At 68.8% G+C, this 15,724-nt stretch carries 14 protein-coding genes and 2 pseudogenes; 9 read left to right on the top strand and 7 right to left on the bottom strand.

What is annotated here, in order from left to right; genetic code table 11:
• A partial coding sequence (locus RUMESO_RS16225) for a SlyX family protein (protein ID WP_037281615.1) occupies positions 1-136 on the bottom strand: 136 nt, incomplete at its 3' end.
• A gap of 100 nt (positions 137-236) precedes the next feature.
• Between RUMESO_RS16225 and hisS the strand changes: the two genes are divergently transcribed.
• The 3 genes and pseudogenes from hisS (at position 237) to hisG (ending at position 3,580) form a co-directional block, all read left to right on the top strand.
• Positions 237-1,787: a histidine--tRNA ligase gene (gene hisS / locus RUMESO_RS16230; protein ID WP_037281616.1), complete on the top strand. Its 1,551-nt coding sequence runs from the start codon at positions 237-239 to the stop codon at positions 1,785-1,787.
• Complete coding sequence (locus RUMESO_RS16235) at positions 1,784-2,881, top strand: ATP phosphoribosyltransferase regulatory subunit (RefSeq protein WP_037281617.1); 1,098 nt, start codon at positions 1,784-1,786, stop codon at positions 2,879-2,881. The genes hisS and RUMESO_RS16235 overlap by 4 nt, the downstream gene beginning before the upstream one ends.
• A pseudogene (gene hisG, locus RUMESO_RS16240) lies at positions 2,878-3,580 on the top strand (ATP phosphoribosyltransferase). Before RUMESO_RS16235 ends, hisG begins: the two are co-directional and overlap by 4 nt.
• A gap of 82 nt (positions 3,581-3,662) precedes the next feature.
• Here the strand turns inward: hisG and RUMESO_RS27920 are convergent.
• Together RUMESO_RS27920 and RUMESO_RS16250 are read right to left on the bottom strand one after the other, a co-directional pair.
• Positions 3,663-4,547 carry a M10 family metallopeptidase C-terminal domain-containing protein gene (locus RUMESO_RS27920; RefSeq protein ID WP_051521402.1) on the bottom strand — a complete coding sequence of 295 codons (885 nt, stop codon included), beginning with the start codon at positions 4,545-4,547 and terminating at the stop codon, positions 3,663-3,665.
• A 206-nt stretch (positions 4,548-4,753) separates the two neighbouring features.
• The gene (locus RUMESO_RS16250) at positions 4,754-5,200 is read right to left on the bottom strand and encodes a DUF1489 family protein (protein WP_037281618.1); all 447 of its coding nucleotides are present in this window, start codon (positions 5,198-5,200) and stop codon (positions 4,754-4,756) included.
• Between the two features lie 123 nt (positions 5,201-5,323).
• On the opposite strand from RUMESO_RS16250, the gene RUMESO_RS16255 reads away from it, so the two are divergent.
• The 3 genes from RUMESO_RS16255 to RUMESO_RS25280 all read left to right on the top strand — a co-directional run bounded on the left by RUMESO_RS16255 (position 5,324) and on the right by RUMESO_RS25280 (position 9,656).
• Complete coding sequence (locus RUMESO_RS16255; protein ID WP_037281620.1) at positions 5,324-7,636, top strand: adenosylcobalamin-dependent ribonucleoside-diphosphate reductase; 2,313 nt, start codon at positions 5,324-5,326, stop codon at positions 7,634-7,636.
• Between the two features lie 90 nt (positions 7,637-7,726).
• Positions 7,727-8,866, top strand: coding sequence for a hypothetical protein (locus RUMESO_RS16260; RefSeq protein WP_037281621.1), 1,140 nt, complete (start codon positions 7,727-7,729; stop codon positions 8,864-8,866).
• A 130-nt stretch (positions 8,867-8,996) separates the two neighbouring features.
• On the top strand, positions 8,997-9,656 hold the full coding sequence (locus RUMESO_RS25280; protein ID WP_037281622.1) for a VOC family protein: 660 nt from the start codon (positions 8,997-8,999) through the stop codon (positions 9,654-9,656).
• Here RUMESO_RS25280 and RUMESO_RS16270 read toward each other — a convergent pair.
• Both RUMESO_RS16270 and RUMESO_RS16275 read right to left on the bottom strand, forming a co-directional pair.
• Positions 9,645-10,076, bottom strand: a complete 432-nt coding sequence (locus RUMESO_RS16270; protein WP_037281625.1) for a DMT family transporter — start codon at positions 10,074-10,076, stop codon at positions 9,645-9,647. The genes RUMESO_RS25280 and RUMESO_RS16270 overlap by 12 nt on opposite strands.
• Entirely contained in the window at positions 10,073-10,546 is a 474-nt protein-coding gene (locus RUMESO_RS16275) for a DMT family transporter (protein WP_051521403.1), read from the bottom strand. Before RUMESO_RS16275 ends, RUMESO_RS16270 begins: the two co-directional genes overlap by 4 nt.
• Before the next feature lie 257 nt (positions 10,547-10,803).
• On the opposite strand from RUMESO_RS16275, the gene rpsD reads away from it, so the two are divergent.
• Positions 10,804-11,427, top strand: coding sequence for a 30S ribosomal protein S4 (gene rpsD / locus RUMESO_RS16280; RefSeq protein WP_037281627.1), 624 nt, complete (start codon positions 10,804-10,806; stop codon positions 11,425-11,427).
• Positions 11,428-11,526: 99 nt separating this feature from the next.
• Positions 11,527-12,976: pseudogene (locus tag RUMESO_RS16285) on the top strand (homospermidine synthase).
• Between the two features lie 144 nt (positions 12,977-13,120).
• Here RUMESO_RS16285 and RUMESO_RS16290 read toward each other — a convergent pair.
• On the bottom strand, positions 13,121-13,390 hold the full coding sequence (locus tag RUMESO_RS16290) for a helix-turn-helix transcriptional regulator (protein ID WP_037281629.1): 270 nt from the start codon (positions 13,388-13,390) through the stop codon (positions 13,121-13,123).
• A gap of 59 nt (positions 13,391-13,449) precedes the next feature.
• Positions 13,450-13,848 (bottom strand): calcium-binding protein, encoded by a 399-nt coding sequence (locus RUMESO_RS16295; protein WP_037281631.1) that lies wholly within the window; start codon positions 13,846-13,848, stop codon positions 13,450-13,452.
• A gap of 1,250 nt (positions 13,849-15,098) precedes the next feature.
• On the opposite strand from RUMESO_RS16295, the gene RUMESO_RS16305 reads away from it, so the two are divergent.
• Positions 15,099-15,701 (top strand): DsbA family protein, encoded by a 603-nt coding sequence (locus RUMESO_RS16305; RefSeq protein ID WP_156362986.1) that lies wholly within the window; start codon positions 15,099-15,101, stop codon positions 15,699-15,701.
• The last annotated feature ends 23 nt before the right edge of the window (positions 15,702-15,724 follow it).

Consider the following 15,724-nt stretch of genomic DNA (forward strand, 5'->3'; position numbering starts at 1 on the left):
CCTCCCGCGCCATCAGCATCTCGACCCGGTGGCTCAGAACGGCGATCTGCCGTTCCTGACGGGCGACGACATCCGAAAGATCATCGACCGCGCGGAGGAGATGGGCGATGCGCTCTTCGAGAGGGGTGAGGTCCATGTCCGCATGAGACTCCGGGCCGGCGGGGCTTGTCCAGCCCCCGCCGTTGCCCCCGCCGGGCCCTCGCGCTAAAGCGCCTCCGCAACCCGGAGGACCCCAGGTGCTTAAGGATACCAAGACCCAACGCCGCCCCAAGGCCGAGACGCCCAAGGGCTTTCGCGACTACTTCGGCGCGGAGGTGACCGAGCGGAGCGCGATGCTCGCCCGGATCGCGGAGGTCTATCGCCATTACGGCTTCGAGGCGCTGGAGACCTCGGCGGTCGAGACCGTCGAGGCACTGGGCAAGTTCCTCCCCGACGTGGACCGTCCGAACGAGGGCGTCTTCGCCTGGAAGGAGGAGGAGGACTGGCTCGCCCTCCGCTACGACCTCACGGCGCCGCTGGCTCGCGTCTACGCCCAGCACCGGGCGCAACTGCCGACGCCCTACCGGCGCTACGCGATGGGCCCGGTCTGGCGGAACGAGAAGCCGGGGCCGGGGCGGTTCCGGCAGTTCTACCAGTGCGACGCGGATACGGTGGGGACGCCGACGGTCGCGGCGGATGCAGAGATTTGTGCGATGCTGGCCGATGCCCTAGAGACGGTCGGCATCACGCGCGGTGACTACCTTATCAAGATTAACAACCGCAAAGTCCTTAATGGGGTTTTGGAGAAACTTGGCTTAACTGAAGAGCCGATCAAGCGCGGCGAACCGATAACGGAGAATGAAGCTGCTTTGGGCCTCTACGCTGAGATGATCCGACGGAACGTCGAGAATATCTCCCGGCTCGATGTTCTTCGCACAGTTGATAAGTTCGACAAGGTTGGACTTGAGGGCGTTCGGCAACTACTTACCGTGGGTCGCAAAGATGCATCCGGCGCTTTCATCGAGGGTGTTGGTCTGTCTGATGAACAGGCGGACATCGTCTTGCAGTTCCTTGGTGCAAAAGGCCATACAAATGATGATACTCTTTGGAACCTTCGGAAAGCGGTAAGTGGTGCAAAGATCGGTGAGGAGGGAGTTGACGAATTAGAGGAAATTGCAAGCCTCCTCTCTGCTCAGGGATATGGCCCTGATCGAGTGCTAATCGACCCGTCTGTCGTTAGAGGTCTGGGTTACTACACTGGCCCTGTCTTTGAGGCAGAGCTAACTTTCGAGATCAGGGACGAGAAAGGACGACAGCAAAAGTTCGGCTCGGTGGCTGGGGGTGGGCGCTATGATGACCTCGTGAAGCGCTTCACCGGTGAATCGGTGCCCGCGACCGGCATCTCCATCGGCGTGGATCGCCTGCTCGCCGCGCTGCGCGCCAAGAGACGGGTCGCGGATGAGCAGCCCGGGCCGGTCGTCGTGACCGTGATGGACCGCGACCGCATGGCCGACACCTTCGCCATCGTGGCCGAGCTTCGCGCGGCAGGCATCCGGGCCGAGCCCTATCTCGGCAATCCCAAGAGCTTCGGCAACCAGATGAAATACGCCGACCGCCGCCGCGCGCCCTTTGCCATCATCGAGGGCTCGGACGAGAAGGCGAGGGGCGTCGTGCAGGTCAAGGACCTGGTCGCCGGCGCCCGGGCCGCTGAGACGGCGAGCCTGGAGGAATGGAAGGACCGCCCGGCCCAGCAGGAGGTCCCGCGCGGCGAGCTGGTCCAGCGCCTCAAGGCCCTGCTCGCCAAGTGACCCTCCCTGCCCGGAAGACAGCCGCGCGCGCCGAGGCCCAGCGTCTCCTTCGTCGTTTCCGCGACCACGGCGCGGAGGAGGTCGAGGCGCGCATCCTCCAGCCTGCCGAGGAGCTTCTCGACCTTTACGGCGAGGATATCCGCGCACGCGCCTTCGTCACGCAGGACCCGCTCCGGGGCGAGATGATGCTCCGGCCCGACTTCACGGTGCCCGTGGTGCGGATGCACATGGAGGCGGGCCTCGATCCCGCTCGCTACGCCTACGCGGGCGAGGTGTTCCGCGCGCAGGATACCGAGGACGAGAGCCGACCGAGCGAGTACCTCCAGGCGGGATTCGAGGTCTTCGGCGGCACCGACCCCGCCGAGGCTGAGGCCGAGGTCTTCGCGGTCCTCTCGGGCGCTCTCCCCGATCTGCATCTGCGTGCCGCGATGGGCGACATCGGCCTCCTCCTCGCCGCCGTCGACGGCCTCGCGACGAGCGAGCCGCGCAAGGCCGCGCTTCGTCGCCATGTGTGGCGGCCCCGGAGGTTCCGGGCCCTCCTCGACCGCTACGCCGGCCGGGCGCCGCTGCCGGCGGGACGGGTGGAGCTGCTCGCGCATCCCGATCCGCTGGCCCTGGCCGAGGCAGGCCCCGAGATCGGCCTGCGAAGCCGCGAGGAGGTCGAAGCGCGCGTGCGGATGCTCCGAGAGGATGCCGCCACGCCGCCCCTCGCCGATGAGGCCGTGGACCTGATCGACGCGATCCTGTCCATCGCCGCGCCGGCGCGGTCGGCCTTGGCCACCCTGCGTGGCCTCGGCGCCCCCAGCTTGGCCCACGCGTTGGATCGGCTGGAGCGTAGGCTCGACGCCCTGGAGCGACGGGGAGTGGACCCGAATGGGGTCGCCTTCGAGGGTAGCTTTGGCCGCACGACGCTGGAATACTACGACGGCTTCGTCTTCGGGCTCTTCGCGGAGGGGAGGCCGGACTTGCCACCGGTGGCCACGGGGGGGCGTTACGACGCCCTGACGCGGGTGCTGGGGCGCGGTCGCGCGGTCCCCGCCGTGGGAGGCGTCATCCGGCCGGAGTTGGTCGTCCGTCTGAGGAAAGCGCGATGACCTTGCGGCTGGGCCTGCCGTCCAAGGGGCGGCTCATGGAGGATGCCTTCGCCTGGTTCGCCGAACGAGGGATCTCGCTCGGCCGGGCGAACGGACGGGAATATGCCGCGCGGTCCGATTGGGGCGGGTTGGAACCGGTGCTCCTGTCGGCCGGGAGATCCCTCGGGAGCTCGAGGCGGGCGCATCCATCTGGGCGTGACCGGATCCGATCTCGTGCGCGAGAGAATCGCGCGCTGGGAGGAGCGGGTGCAGGCGCTGGCGCCGATGGGCTTCGGGCACGCGGACGTGGTGATCGCAGTGCCGCAGTTCTGGGTGGACGTGGAGACGTTGGACGACCTCGACGCGGTCTGTGCGGCCTTCCGGAGGATGCACGGGCATCGGCTCAGGATCGCGACCAAGTATCATCGGCTCACGCGCGACTTCCTGCAGGGGGCGGGGGTGGCGGACTACCTGCTCGTCGATAGCCAGGGCGCCACGGAGGGGACCGTGCGGGGCGAGACGGCCGAGGCCGTGGCGGACATCACCTCGACGGGCGAGACGCTGCGGGCGAACGGGCTGAAGGTGCTGCGCGATGGGTTGGTCCATGCGAGCCAGGCCACGCTGTTCCTGAGCCGCGGGACGGCTTGGGGTGCGAACGAATGGGCGGAGCTGAGTCGGTTGCGGCAGCAACTGGGACTACCGAGTCCCCAGGGGGACTAGCCGGATCGCAACCCATCCCTTGTTGCGGAAGCGGAAGGGACGCCAGGCGCTCGAGAGGGGCGCCGGACGTCCCTGGTAGTCCCTAGAGCAGGACGTCGTCGGCCGTGAGGGTCGAGGCTCCCGCCAGGAAGATCTCGAAGTCAGCCTTGGCGTCGCCGGTCACGTCGCCGCTGACGACCACGCCTCCGGTGTTCGCGGTCCACCAGATCGAATGTGCCGCGGCCGATTCCCCGGACCAGTGGAAATCGTCGTCCGACTTCGAAGTCGAGGCATCGGCGTCGATGCGGCCGAGATCGATGACGTCGCTTCCCCCGGTGAAGTGAAGGATCACGTCGCGCTTGGTACCGACCGCGCTGTCGGCGTCGTTGAACACGAAGCTGTCGCGGGTCGTGTCATCTCCCCCATCGAGGGTGTCCTTGCCGGCTCCGCCATAGAGCTTGTCCTGCCCGGCGTCGCCGAAGAGGTGGTCGTTGCCCTTGGCGCCGTTCAGCTTGTCGTTGCCATCCCCGCCGTTGCCGTTCATGGCGTCATTGCCGCCGTAACCGCGTGCGAGGTCATTCCTGGTGGACAGGTTGAACTTGTCGGCGCCGGAGAGTTCACCCTGGATGATGTCGAAATCATCCGCCGTGGTGCTGGAATCCGATGCGAGCGCGAATGTTTCCGCGCCAACGGAGATACCCTGGATTCCGCCCCAGATCGCCTTGCCGCCGGTGGAGGCGGCCTCGAGGATGGCGGTCAAAGTTCCATGGAGCGGATCATTGGGGCCGCTGGGCATGCGGATGTCCGTGCCGGCGAAGATGGACGCCTCGTGTTCGCCGTAGTCGGCTTCGGCCCAGTCAACGTATTTGTAACCGTTCAGACCAAAGGGTTGGTTCAGGTGGGGAACGATGTTCCAGTCGATCTGCGCCAGCTTGTGGAAATCAAGGTGGTCCATATTGTAGGCGCGTGTCGCGAAAACGTAGGCCATGTTCTCTCGATGCTGAGGTGGTGAGTCCGATGCCGCCATCCTGCGCAAATTTCCTTTAGATCCGGTTAATGCGCTGGCCATGACGTTGAGGAAAGCACCCCTGTCCCTTCGAGACGGGGCGGCGGCCCGATCGAGTCACGGCGATTCGCGGCCTGCGCTCGTCTGCCGGCCGGGAACTGAAACGAGTGCTGTTCCGCGTCGGACGCTTAGCCCTTCGGCGCCGGCCCCCAGACGACCCCGAACTCCGCCAGCGCCATGGAGAGCTTCGGCGGCAACTCCCCCTCGCCGGCGTCCCAATGGCCGAGGTCGCGCGGGGCCTCGGCCGCGGCAAGATAGCGCCAGCCTTGGAACGGCCGGCGGGCCGTTGGCGTGACGCGGACCAGCTCGGGGTCGAGGATGAGGGCGCAGCGGGGGACGCCGTCGCCGCCGACGACCTCGTCGAAGCGGAGGAGGCGCTGGCGGCAGAGCATCACGCCCTTGATGACCCAGTAGACCGAGCCGCCGTCGAGGAGCTCGGCCTCGCGCTTGGGCCACATCCGGGTGACGTGGCGCGGCAGGCCGTCGGCGCCCTTGCCACGGCCGGACTGCCAGTCCGCGAGGTCGGCCACGTCCTCCGTGCCGACCGACAGCTTCATCAGGTGCAGACCCGCCATGTCTCCCTCCGTTTGGCGTGGGGAAGCATAGGCGTCGCTTGTCGGCAAGGTCCAGAACACCACATCTTGTTGACCTGTTCCCGGTTCGTCCCCAGGATCGGTGTCGCATCCCCGGAGGCTCCCATGGCGAACGACCAGTCCCCGATCTCCTCGCGGTTCCTGGCCGCGATCTCCGAATCGATCTGGGACATGAAGTACCGCCTCAAGGGGCCGGACGGCGCGCCCGTCGACCTGACCGTCGAGGACTCGTGGCGGCGGGTGGCCAAGGCGCTGGCCTCGGTCGAAGCCGATCCCTCGGCCTGGGAGCGGAGGTTCCACGAAGCGCTGGAGGATTTCCGGTTCCTGCCGGCCGGTCGCATCCTCGCGGGGGCGGGGACGGGCAGGGCCGTGACGCTATTCAACTGCTTCGTCATGGGGACCATCGAGGACTCGATGGCCGGCATCTTCGAATCGCTCAAGGAAGCCGCGCTGACGATGCAGGCGGGGGGCGGGATCGGCTACGACTTCTCGACGCTGCGGCCCAAGGGGGCGCCGGTGAGGGGCGTGGGGGCCGATGCCTCGGGACCGCTGAGCTTCATGGATGTCTGGGACGCGATGTGCCGGACGATCATGTCGGCGGGCTCCCGGCGCGGCGCCATGATGGCGACCATGCGCTGCGACCACCCGGACATCGAGGACTTCGTCACCGCCAAGCAGGACCCGGCGCGGCTGCGGATGTTCAACGTGAGCGTGCTGGTCACGGACGCCTTCATGGACGCGGTGAATGAGGACGGCGGCTGGGACCTCGTCTTCGGCGGTCGGGTGTTCCGAACGGTCCGGGCGCGGGACCTCTGGGACCGGATCATGCGATCCACCTACGACTTCGCCGAGCCGGGCGTGATCTTCATCGACCGGATCAACCGGGAGAACAACCTCGCCTACGCCGAGGCGATCTCGGCCACGAACCCCTGCGGAGAGCAGCCGCTGCCGCCCTATGGGGCTTGCCTCCTGGGGAGCGTGAACCTCGCGCGGCTGGTGCGGGACCCGTTCGGGGCGGAGGCGCGGATCGACGAGGGGGAGCTTCGGGAGCTCGTCGGGACGGCTGTCCGGATGATGGACAACGTCGTGGACCTGTCGCGCTTTCCGCTGCCGCAGCAGGCCGAGGAGGCACGGACCAAGCGGCGGATCGGGCTCGGGGCCACGGGACTCGCGGATGCTCTGCTGATGGTCGGGTTGCGCTACGGCTCCCCCGAGGCGGCGGAGTGGACGCAAGGGATCATGCGGCAGATCGCGCGGGCGGCCTACCTCGCGAGCGTGGGGCTGGCGCGGGAGAAGGGAGCGTTCCCGCTCTTCGACAGGGAAAAATACCTCGCATCGGGGACCATGAGGCGAATGGACCCCGACGTGCGCGAGGCCGTGCGCGAGCATGGCATCCGCAACGCGCTCCTGACCTCCATCGCGCCGACCGGGACGATCTCGCTCTATGCCGGGAACGTGTCGAGCGGGATCGAGCCGGTCTTCGCCTATTCCTACACCCGCAAGGTGCTGCTGCCGGACGGGTCGAGGCGCGAGGAGGAGGTGGTCGACCATGCCGTCGCGCTGTGGCGGCGCACCCACGGGCACGCGCCGCTGCCGCCCCATTTCGTCACCGCGCAGGACCTCGCGCCGCTCGACCACGTGCGGATGCAGGCGGCTGCGCAGGAGTGGGTGGACTCGTCGATCTCCAAGACGATCAACGTGCCGCAGGACATCGCCTTCGAGGAGTTCCGCGACGTCTATCAGGCGGCCTGGGACATGGGCTGCAAGGGCTGCACGACCTATCGGCCGAACGCCGTCACGGGCTCGGTCCTCTCGGTGGCCGAGCCGCCGAACCCCGCGTCCGAGGAGGCGCCGCTCCAGCGGCCCGAGGAGCTGGAAGGCGCGACGTACAAGCTTCGCTGGCCGGGGTCGGAGCACGCCATCTACATCACCGTCAACGATATCGTCGTGGACGGGCGGCGTCGGCCTTTCGAAGTCTTCATCAACTCCAAGAACATGGAGCACTACGCCTGGACCGTGGCGCTGACCCGCATGATCTCGGCGGTGTTCCGGCGCGGGGGCGAGGTGGCCTTCGTGGTCGAGGAGCTCAAGGCCGTGTTCGATCCGCGCGGGGGCGCCTGGATGAACGGGCGCTACGTCCCCTCCATCCTCGCCGCCATCGGGATCGAGATCGAGCGGCACATGAAGCGGATCGGCTTCCTGGGCGAGGGCGACCGAATCCTCCCGCCGGAGGAGGGCGTGGCGACGCCGGTCGTCCGCAGCGGCAAGCTCGACGACACGGGATGGGAGGAGACTCCGGCTCCCGAGGCCACCGTCGCGCCGCTGGGCGCGGCCTGCCCGTCCTGCGGCAGCTACGAGGTGAGGGTGCAGGAGGGCTGCCTGAGCTGCGCGACCTGCGGCTTCTCCCGCTGCGGGTAGGAACCCCTCGCGCACCTGGGCATTGAAAGGGCGACGGGGACGGACAGGCGAAGACCTCCCCATGGCCACGACAACGGAAGGAGCACGACCGTGCCCGAGCAGCCGAATCCGCCCGACCGGGACGATCCCGTCACCGAGCGCGCCGTGTCCATGGACACTCGGCCCGCCGAGCCGGATGTCGGCGCCGGGCGTGCCATCAACGCCGCCTTCAGCCGTCGGCGCCCTGAGGGGATGCCCCGGCCGCAGGTCGAGACGACCGGTCAGCAGGACCTGCACATCGAGGGGCCGGGCTACCCGTCGGAGGACATGGACGACGTGGACCCCGAGGAGGACGACGCCGAGGACGAGGAGGACGACGCCGAGGACGAGGATGACGACGGCTATCGCGTGAAGGAGGAGGAGCAGGGCCTCGAATCCGGCGATGGGCAGCTTCCCGACCTCATGCCGGAACGGGACCGCTTCGACTCCGGGAACGGCGCCGCCGGGGCCGGCCGGGATGGCTCGGCTCCTGGGATGGAGACCGGCGACGGACAGCTCGAGGAGCTGCTGGTGCCACCGGGTGGCGACGACCTGGGCGGCGACCGCGACTCCGATCCGAACCTCAACGGCGGCCATGGCATCAGCATGATGGCGCCGGAGGAGGGGCCGATCCCGATCGAGGACGAGCCCACCGACACCTCGATCATCGGGCATGGCCATGAGGACAAGGCGGCCTGGAACCGCGACCGGGTGGCGCACCTGCAGGATATCGAGGACGATGAGGGCGACCTCCGCGACGCCACCTCGGAGGCGATGGGGCTGGGCGGCGCGGTCCTGGGCGGCGAGCTCAAGGGCTGGGAGGGCGGCGACGCCTCGCCCACCGTCGACCAAGGGGTCGATCCCCGGTTCGACGACGAGCTTTCGGAGACGGAGGAGGTGCTCGGCGACATGCAGATCGAGGACGCGCCGGACGTCTTGGACGATGAGTCGATCGACGATCCCAACAACATGCCCTTCCTGCCCGAGCACCGCGACCTGCCTGACGACAACGTGGACCTCGAAGAGAGGCTGATCGCGACCGACGGCGAGGATGTCCTGTCCTCCGGCCCGGAGCTGGGCGTCGTCGAGGAGCTGGAGGCCGAGGACCTCAACGAGACCGACAACATCTCGCAGGCCTTCGAGGACCAGCGCGAGTTCATGGACGACGCCATGGAAGGCAACGAGCGGCGCGGCGGCGTCGAGGACGACTGAGCACCGTCGCGGGGCGATGACGGAGGGGACGCGGGCCGTCGGGCGCGCGTCCCCTTTTTGTCGCGCCCGGGGTGTCGCATGGGCCTTGGGCTCTGCTAGGGAGAGCGGCAATCCAGGAACGGAGGCCGTCATGGTCCGCGCGCTGATCCCCGAGCTCGTCCTGACGGACCCCGAGGCGGGCGCCGCCGAGATGCAGCGGGTCTTCGGCTTCTCGCCCAAGGATGGGCGGATGGTTCTGGGCTCTCAGTCCGTGATCCTGTCCCGGGGCGAACCGGACGGACGGCACGGGCGGATCGACCACCTCGCGCTGTCGGTGCCGGACGTGCCGGCGGCGCTGCGGGAATGCCTGTCGAGGGGCGGGCGGCTCTCGGAGGCGACACCGGACGGCCCCCTGTCCATCCCGGAATTCTGGGAGAGCGGCGTGGACTACGTGTTCCTCGACGGCCCGGAGGGGGCGAAGGTGGAGCTGATCGCCCGTCGCCCGCCCACGCCGCGCCTGCCTTGGGGGCACGACCACATCGGCATCTCCTGCGCCGGGATCGGCGCGATGCGAGGGTTCTTCCTGGAGCTCGGCCTGACCGAGCTGGCGACGGTCACGCTGGAGCGGCCCGAAGGGCGCGTGGGCGTGGCCTTCCTCGCCTGGGGCGACAGCGTCCTGGAACTCTACTCCCTGCCCGAGACCCGCTCCGCTCCGTCGCTCGACTCGGCCCCCGGCTTCTGGCGGCTCCGGGCCGAGGGGATCGGGAAGCGGCGCGTCGGGCCCGAAGGCGTCGAGGTGCTACCGCTGTGAGGCGAGCGCCACGCCGGCGAGGATGACGAGCACCCCAGTGGCGCGGAGCGGGGCGCCCTCCGCCCCGTGGCACAGCGTGTCGATCATGGCACCCGAGACCATCTGCCCGGCGATCACGAGGAGGGCCGTCATCGTCGCGCCGATGCGTGCCACCAGCCAGCTCCCCGCCGCCACGAAGACCACGCCGAGCGTGCCGCCCGCCCAGGCATAGGCCGGCGTCTCGGCCAGGCCGGAGAGGTCCGGGCGCGTGCCGGCCAGGGCCAGCAGCAGGGTGGCCGTGCCGAGCGCCAGGGAGCCGACGAGATGGTTCCAGAAGGACGCGCCGAGCGCCCCCTTGGCGAGCGAGAGCCGCCCGTTGACCTGCCGGCTGAGGCCGATCAGCGCTCCGGCCAGGACCGCCATGCCGATGGCGAGCGTCATGCCGGTGCTCCGAAGATCAGGATCGTGCTGCCGCCGAGGATCAGGGTCAGGGCCGCGAGGTCCCGGACCGTCGGCCGTCGTCGCGGGAGACCCAGGAGGCCCCAGCGGTCCGCCGCGAGGCCGAACGCCGCCTGGCCGACGAGGCCCAGAGCCAGCGTCCCCGACAGCGCCAGGGCCGTGTTCGCGGCCATCGAGGACAGCATCACCGTGACCGCGCCCGAGAGGCCGCCGAGATAGGCCCAGGACGGCGCCTCCAGCCCGCGTCCTCGCCGGGCGAGGAGCGCAAGCGCCAGCCCTGCGGCCAGGGTTCCTGTCGCGTGAGGTACCAGCGAGCCAAGGAGCGGCCCGGCGTTCCGCGTGACCTCGGCGTTGCAGAGCACCATGAGGGACAGGAGGCCGCCGGTGGCCAAGGCTGCGAACGAGTGGACCAGGCGCGTGGATGAGGCCGTGTGAGGGCCATTCGCGGCCATGTGGTTCACTCCCGCCAGTGCTGCGCGACCCGGAAGGCGGGCAGGCCGTGGTGCCGAGGTTGCTTCAGGGTCCGTCCGCGCTGCGTCGTCCCAGGCAGCCTCCGGGTTCGGGCGAGGGTTGACAACCTCTGCGCCCCGGGTCAAGAGCCGCGCCTGGTGTTGGTGGCCCCCGCGAGGGGATGCCTGTCGCCCCGTTCGGGGGAAAGGACAACGCCCTTCAACCCCGGCCTCACCAGGCCACATGAAGGAGATCAGAGGTGACGAAACGCACCGCTGCCAAATACAAGCTTGACCGCCGCATGGGCGAGAACGTCTTCGGCCGTCCGAAGTCGCCCGTCAACAAGCGCGAATACGGCCCCGGCCAGCACGGCCAGCGCCGCAAGAACAAGCTGTCGGACTTCGGCACGCAGCTCCGCGCCAAGCAGAAGCTCAAGGGCTACTACGGCGACCTGACCGAGAAGCAGTTCAAGCGCATCTACGCCGAGGCCGCCCGCGTGAAGGGTGACACCGGCGAGAACCTGATCGGCTTCCTCGAGCGCCGCCTCGACGCCGTGGTCTACCGCGCCAAGTTCGTGCCCACCATCTGGGCCGCCCGCCAGTTCGTGAACCACGCCCACGTGCTGGTGAACGGCAAGTCGGTGAACATCCCCTCCTACCGCGTGAAGGAAGGCGACGTCATCGAGGTGCGGACGAAGTCCAAGCAGCTCGGCCTGATCCAGGAAGCCATCCAGCTCACCGAGCGGGACGTGCCCGACTACATCGAGGTCGACCACAACAAGCTGACCGCGACCTTCGTGCGCACGCCGGGCCTTTCGGACGTGCCCTATCCGGTCATCATGCAGCCCTCGCTGGTGGTCGAGTTCTACGCCAAGAACGGCTGATAACAGCCCTTCCGGCCAAGGTTTCGGACCCGTCGCAGCCACCTGCGGCGGGTCTTTTCGTTGCCGAATCCGCGTGACCCGTGCAAGGAGGGACCCATCATGGTCCAGACCGCACCCCGCGGGCGCATCGCCCCGAGCCATCCCGTCCATGCCCGCATCGAGGGCGCCGTCGTCATCATCGGCTTCGGCTCGATCGGCATGGGCACGCTCCCCCTGATCGAGCGGCACTTCGAATACGACGCCGCGCGCCTGACGGTGATCGACCCCGATCCCGACATGGGCAACTGGCTGAGGCAGCACCGGATCAACCACCTCAACGTGGGGGCTCACGCGCGCGAACTACCGCGAGGTGCTGGGCGGGCTCTTCGCCGGCGGCCCCGGCTTCTGCGTCAACGTCTCGGTGGACGTGTCCTCGCTCGACGTGATGACCTTCTGCCGCGAGATCGGGGTGCTCTACATCGACACGGTGGCGGAACCCTGGGCCGGCTTCTACTTCGAGACGCCCGACAACGAGGCCCGGACCAACTACGCCCTGCGCCAGGCGGTGCGGGACGAGGCCGCGCGCCACCCTGGCGGCTCCACGGCGGTGAGCTGCTGCGGTGCCAATCCTGGCATGGTGTCGTGGTTCGTCAAGGAGGCGCTCCTGCGGCTGGCCTCCGATCTGGGGCGCGATCCGGGGGCGCCGACGACCCGCGAGGGCTGGGCGCGGCTCATGCGGGATCTCGGCGTCAAGGGCCTGCACATCGCCGAGTGCGACACCCAGGTCCGCCCCCGCCCCCGCCCGCGCGGGACCTTCGTCAACACGTGGTCCGTCGAGGGCTTCATCGCCGAGGGGCTCCAGCCCGCCGAGCTCGGCTGGGGCAGCTTCGAGCCCTGGTTCCCGGAGAACGGCCACCGGCACGGGCAGGGCTGCCGCTCCGCGATCTGGCTCGAGCGGCCGGGCGCGATCACCCGCGTCCATAGCTGGTGCCCGACCCCGGGGCCGCAGTTCGGCTTCCTCGTCACCCACAACGAGGCGATCTCGATCGCGGACTACTACACCGTCGGCGACCCTGCCACGCCGGAGTTTCGCCCGACCTGCCATTACGCCTACCACCCCTGCGACGAGGCGGTGCTGTCGCTCGAGGAGATGTTCGGCTCGGGGCGCAAGCAGGACCGGCAGGACATCCTGACCGCCGATGAGATCACCGACGGTCGTGACGAGCTGGGGGTCCTGCTCTTCGGGCACGAGAGGAACGCGCTCTGGTACGGCTCGCGGCTGACGAACGCCGAGGCGCGGCAGCTCGCGCCCTTGCAGAACGCGACCGGGCTCCAGGTCTCCTCCGCCATCATCGCCGGCATGGTCTGGGCCCTGGAGAACCCAAAAGCCGGGATCGTCGAGACCGACGAGATGGACCACGCCCGCTGCCTGGAAATCCAGCGTCCCTACCTGGGCTCCGTCGAGGCGCATTACACCGACTGGACGCCCCTCTCGGATCGCTGGGAGCTGTTCCCCGAGGACATCGACGAGTCCGAGCCCTGGGCCTTCCGCAACGTGCTGGCGACCTGATCGAACATCATATTCGCCGCCGACTTCCTCGGGGCCGTAAACGGTTTCTTAATCTTTCTCTGCCATGGTGATCCTGTCCCCGGGTCGCCGCCCGGCGGGGTAGGGCAAGCTGCGCCTTCCGCGCAGGCGCCGTGGGAGGTCGCCCTAGACCTCGGCCAGGATGCGATCCATGGCGCTGTCGCCCCGCACATAGCCCTCGCGAGGCTGGAGGAAAGTCCGCTCGGTCGCTTCCAGCTCCTCCATCTCGTCGACATGGAAGCTCCGCCAGCCCTTGCGAGACTGCCACCCGACGAGGCGCAGCCGTCCGCCATCCACTCCGAGCCGATAGGGCTCCACGCTGCGATGCTCGTCGTGGTAGCGGAACTCGATGACACGGCGGTCACGGATCGCCTGCCTCAGGAGAGTTTCGGACATGGCGGCCTCCGTTCGGCGACGGGAGGGGGCAGGGGCTCCCTCCCGGTCCGGTGCGCGGTTCAGAGGAGGAAGTCGTCCGCCTGCAACAGGCGGTCGCCCGCGTCGACCAGGAAGGCCAGCTCGGGCCTCGAGCCGTCGTCCAAGTTGACCTGCACCTCCTGATAGCCGTTCGTTTCGCGCAGGTCCGCGATGCGGACCTCGTAGGCTCCATCGAAGGCGGCGCGTCCGATGAAGTCGAGGCCCAGGTCCGACACGTCCGACAGGTCGATCAGGTCGTCGGCTTCGAAGTCCTGGATGCGGTCCTCGGTGAGGCCGACGGCGTCGTATCGGGCCTCGCCGACGAGGAAGTGGAAGGTGTCGGCGCCACGTCCGCCGAACAGCGTATCCACTCCGGCGCCACCGCGAAGGAAGTCGTCGCCCAGGCCGCCGATGAGCACGTCGCCGCCTCTCTGGCCCAAGAGGTCGTCGTCGCCCCGGTTGCCGTTCAGCAGGTCGCCCCCGCTCCCGCCGTTGAGGCTGTCGAGGGCGCCGCCGCCGCGCAGCTCGTCGCCGCCTGCTCCGCCGATCAGGGCGTCCTGGCCGTTTCCGCCGTCCAGGGTGTCCGATCCCTGCTCGCCGGCCAGCTCGTCGTTGCCTCGCTCGCCGGAGAGGAGGTCCGCCCCATCGCCCCCGCGGCGATGTCGTCACCGCCGCCAAGGCTCACCTCGTCGTCGCCGCCCATCGCGAGCACGCTCTGGTCATCGCTACCGAAGTTGCGGTCGTTCGAACGGTCGGAGAGCTCGATCCGCTCCGGCACCTCCGGCGAGGAGACGATGAAGGTGTAGTCGCCGGTGCCGCCGGTGCCCTCGAACCGGAACGCTTCGTCGACATAATCCACGCCTTCGCTGTGAATCGCGACGTAGTAGGTGCCCGAGACGTCCACGCTGAAGGTGAATCGCGGATCGAGGGTGGTGAACGAGCCGTCGTCCGCCGGGTCGCCATCGCTGACGGTCTCGATGAGTCGGCCGCGCGCGTCGATCAGGTCGAATTCGAGGTCCACGTCGCCGCCGACGAGATCGCCCGAGCCGTCGTCGATGTCGAAGGTATAGGTCTGATCCTTGATGAGCGTGACCCCGATGAGGTCCACGTCGCCCGGCACGTCGATGCTCTGGCTGGACGCCACCGCCGAGGACTCGCCCGGGTCATTGACGCCGGGGCGTCGCCGGGCGTGAGCTGGGTCTGAAGCAGATAGTTCTGTGTCTTCAGGAAATCGGCGCTGAAGCTGAAGTTGGTCGACATTCATTCCTCCGAAGCACGCCGGGAGCGGCGCGTCTGGCCGGCTCGGTTTCCCATGAACCCCGGCCGGGTTGGGCCCCATTGTCCCTAAGCTAGCAGCGGGCCGCCATCCGGACAGGGTCTGGCCCGGAAACCGGCGTGTTATCAAGCAGAAGGCGACATCGACCGATCACGGGAAACCGTGGGCCTGCAGGGGGTGTCCACCGTTCGAGCCGCCCGTCGGTCTTGCGGGACGGCGTCCCGGTCGCCATCTCCGCTCCCAGAGATTCAAGGAGTCCAGGATGCGAAGCGAGACCTTCGGCAGCGGAATGCGCGGGCGTCGTCGCCCGGGGGTGGAGGTGCACCGGCTGTTCACCACGACGGGTGGGTCCGGGTTTCGGCCCGCGCTGGCCGGAGAGGGCCCTGGCTGCGCCTCGACCGCGGGGTGCTGACGATGGCCGAGCTCATCTATGGCTTCGATCCGCTCTGCGGCTGGTGCTACGGCATCGTCCCTGCCATGCGCCGCGTGGCGGAGGAGCATCCCGACATTCCGATCCGCCTCGTCATGCCGGGTCTCGTGGCCGGCGAGGGGGTGGGGCCCTATTCCCGGATGGCGGGCTACATCCGCGAGGCCGAGAAGCGTCTCGCGCAGGTCACGGGGCAGGGGTCCTCGGAGGCGTTCTTCCGGCTCATCGAGACGCCGGGGGTCGAGGCGAACAGCGGGCCCCCTTGCGTCGCCATCGCCTATGTCGCGGGCCTCGCGCCGGAGCGGGCGGTGGACTTCGCCCATCTCGTGATCGAGGCGCATCATGGTGACGGCGCCGACCTCAACGATCCCGCCACCTATGCGCCACTGCTGAGCAAGGTCGGCCTTCCGGCCGACCTGCCCGACATCCACGATCCGGCGCTCGCCGAGTCGGTCTGGGCGGAAGGACGCAGGATCGGGTTGCGCGCCTTTCCCACGCTGGCCGTCGTCAGGGACGGGCGGGCGCGGGTCCTTCCGTCGGAGTTCGACCCGGAGCGGCTTTCGGAGCTCGTTGGCAACGCGGCGAAATGACGGTGGCGTCCTCCTGAGGGCGC

Origin of the sequence: Rubellimicrobium mesophilum DSM 19309 (genome assembly GCF_000600335.2) — a bacterium.
GTDB classification, from domain to species: Bacteria; Pseudomonadota; Alphaproteobacteria; order Rhodobacterales; family Rhodobacteraceae; genus Rubellimicrobium; species Rubellimicrobium mesophilum.

What these genes read in the sequence shown, in the direction of transcription:
- RUMESO_RS16290 (WP_037281629.1), bottom strand. Translation starts at nt 13,390, where the DNA reads ATGTCCGAAACTCTCCTGAGGCAGGCGATCCGTGACCGCCGTGTCATC.
- RUMESO_RS16275 (WP_051521403.1), bottom strand. Translation starts at nt 10,546, where the DNA reads ATGGCCGCGAATGGCCCTCACACGGCCTCATCCACGCGCCTGGTCCAC.
- RUMESO_RS16250 (WP_037281618.1), bottom strand. Translation starts at nt 5,200, where the DNA reads ATGGCGGGTCTGCACCTGATGAAGCTGTCGGTCGGCACGGAGGACGTG.
- RUMESO_RS16305 (WP_156362986.1), top strand. Translation starts at nt 15,099, where the DNA reads ATGGCCGAGCTCATCTATGGCTTCGATCCGCTCTGCGGCTGGTGCTAC.
- RUMESO_RS16255 (WP_037281620.1), top strand. Translation starts at nt 5,324, where the DNA reads ATGGCGAACGACCAGTCCCCGATCTCCTCGCGGTTCCTGGCCGCGATC.
- RUMESO_RS25280 (WP_037281622.1), top strand. Translation starts at nt 8,997, where the DNA reads ATGGTCCGCGCGCTGATCCCCGAGCTCGTCCTGACGGACCCCGAGGCG.
- RUMESO_RS16270 (WP_037281625.1), bottom strand. Translation starts at nt 10,076, where the DNA reads ATGACGCTCGCCATCGGCATGGCGGTCCTGGCCGGAGCGCTGATCGGC.
- RUMESO_RS27920 (WP_051521402.1), bottom strand. Translation starts at nt 4,547, where the DNA reads ATGGCCTACGTTTTCGCGACACGCGCCTACAATATGGACCACCTTGAT.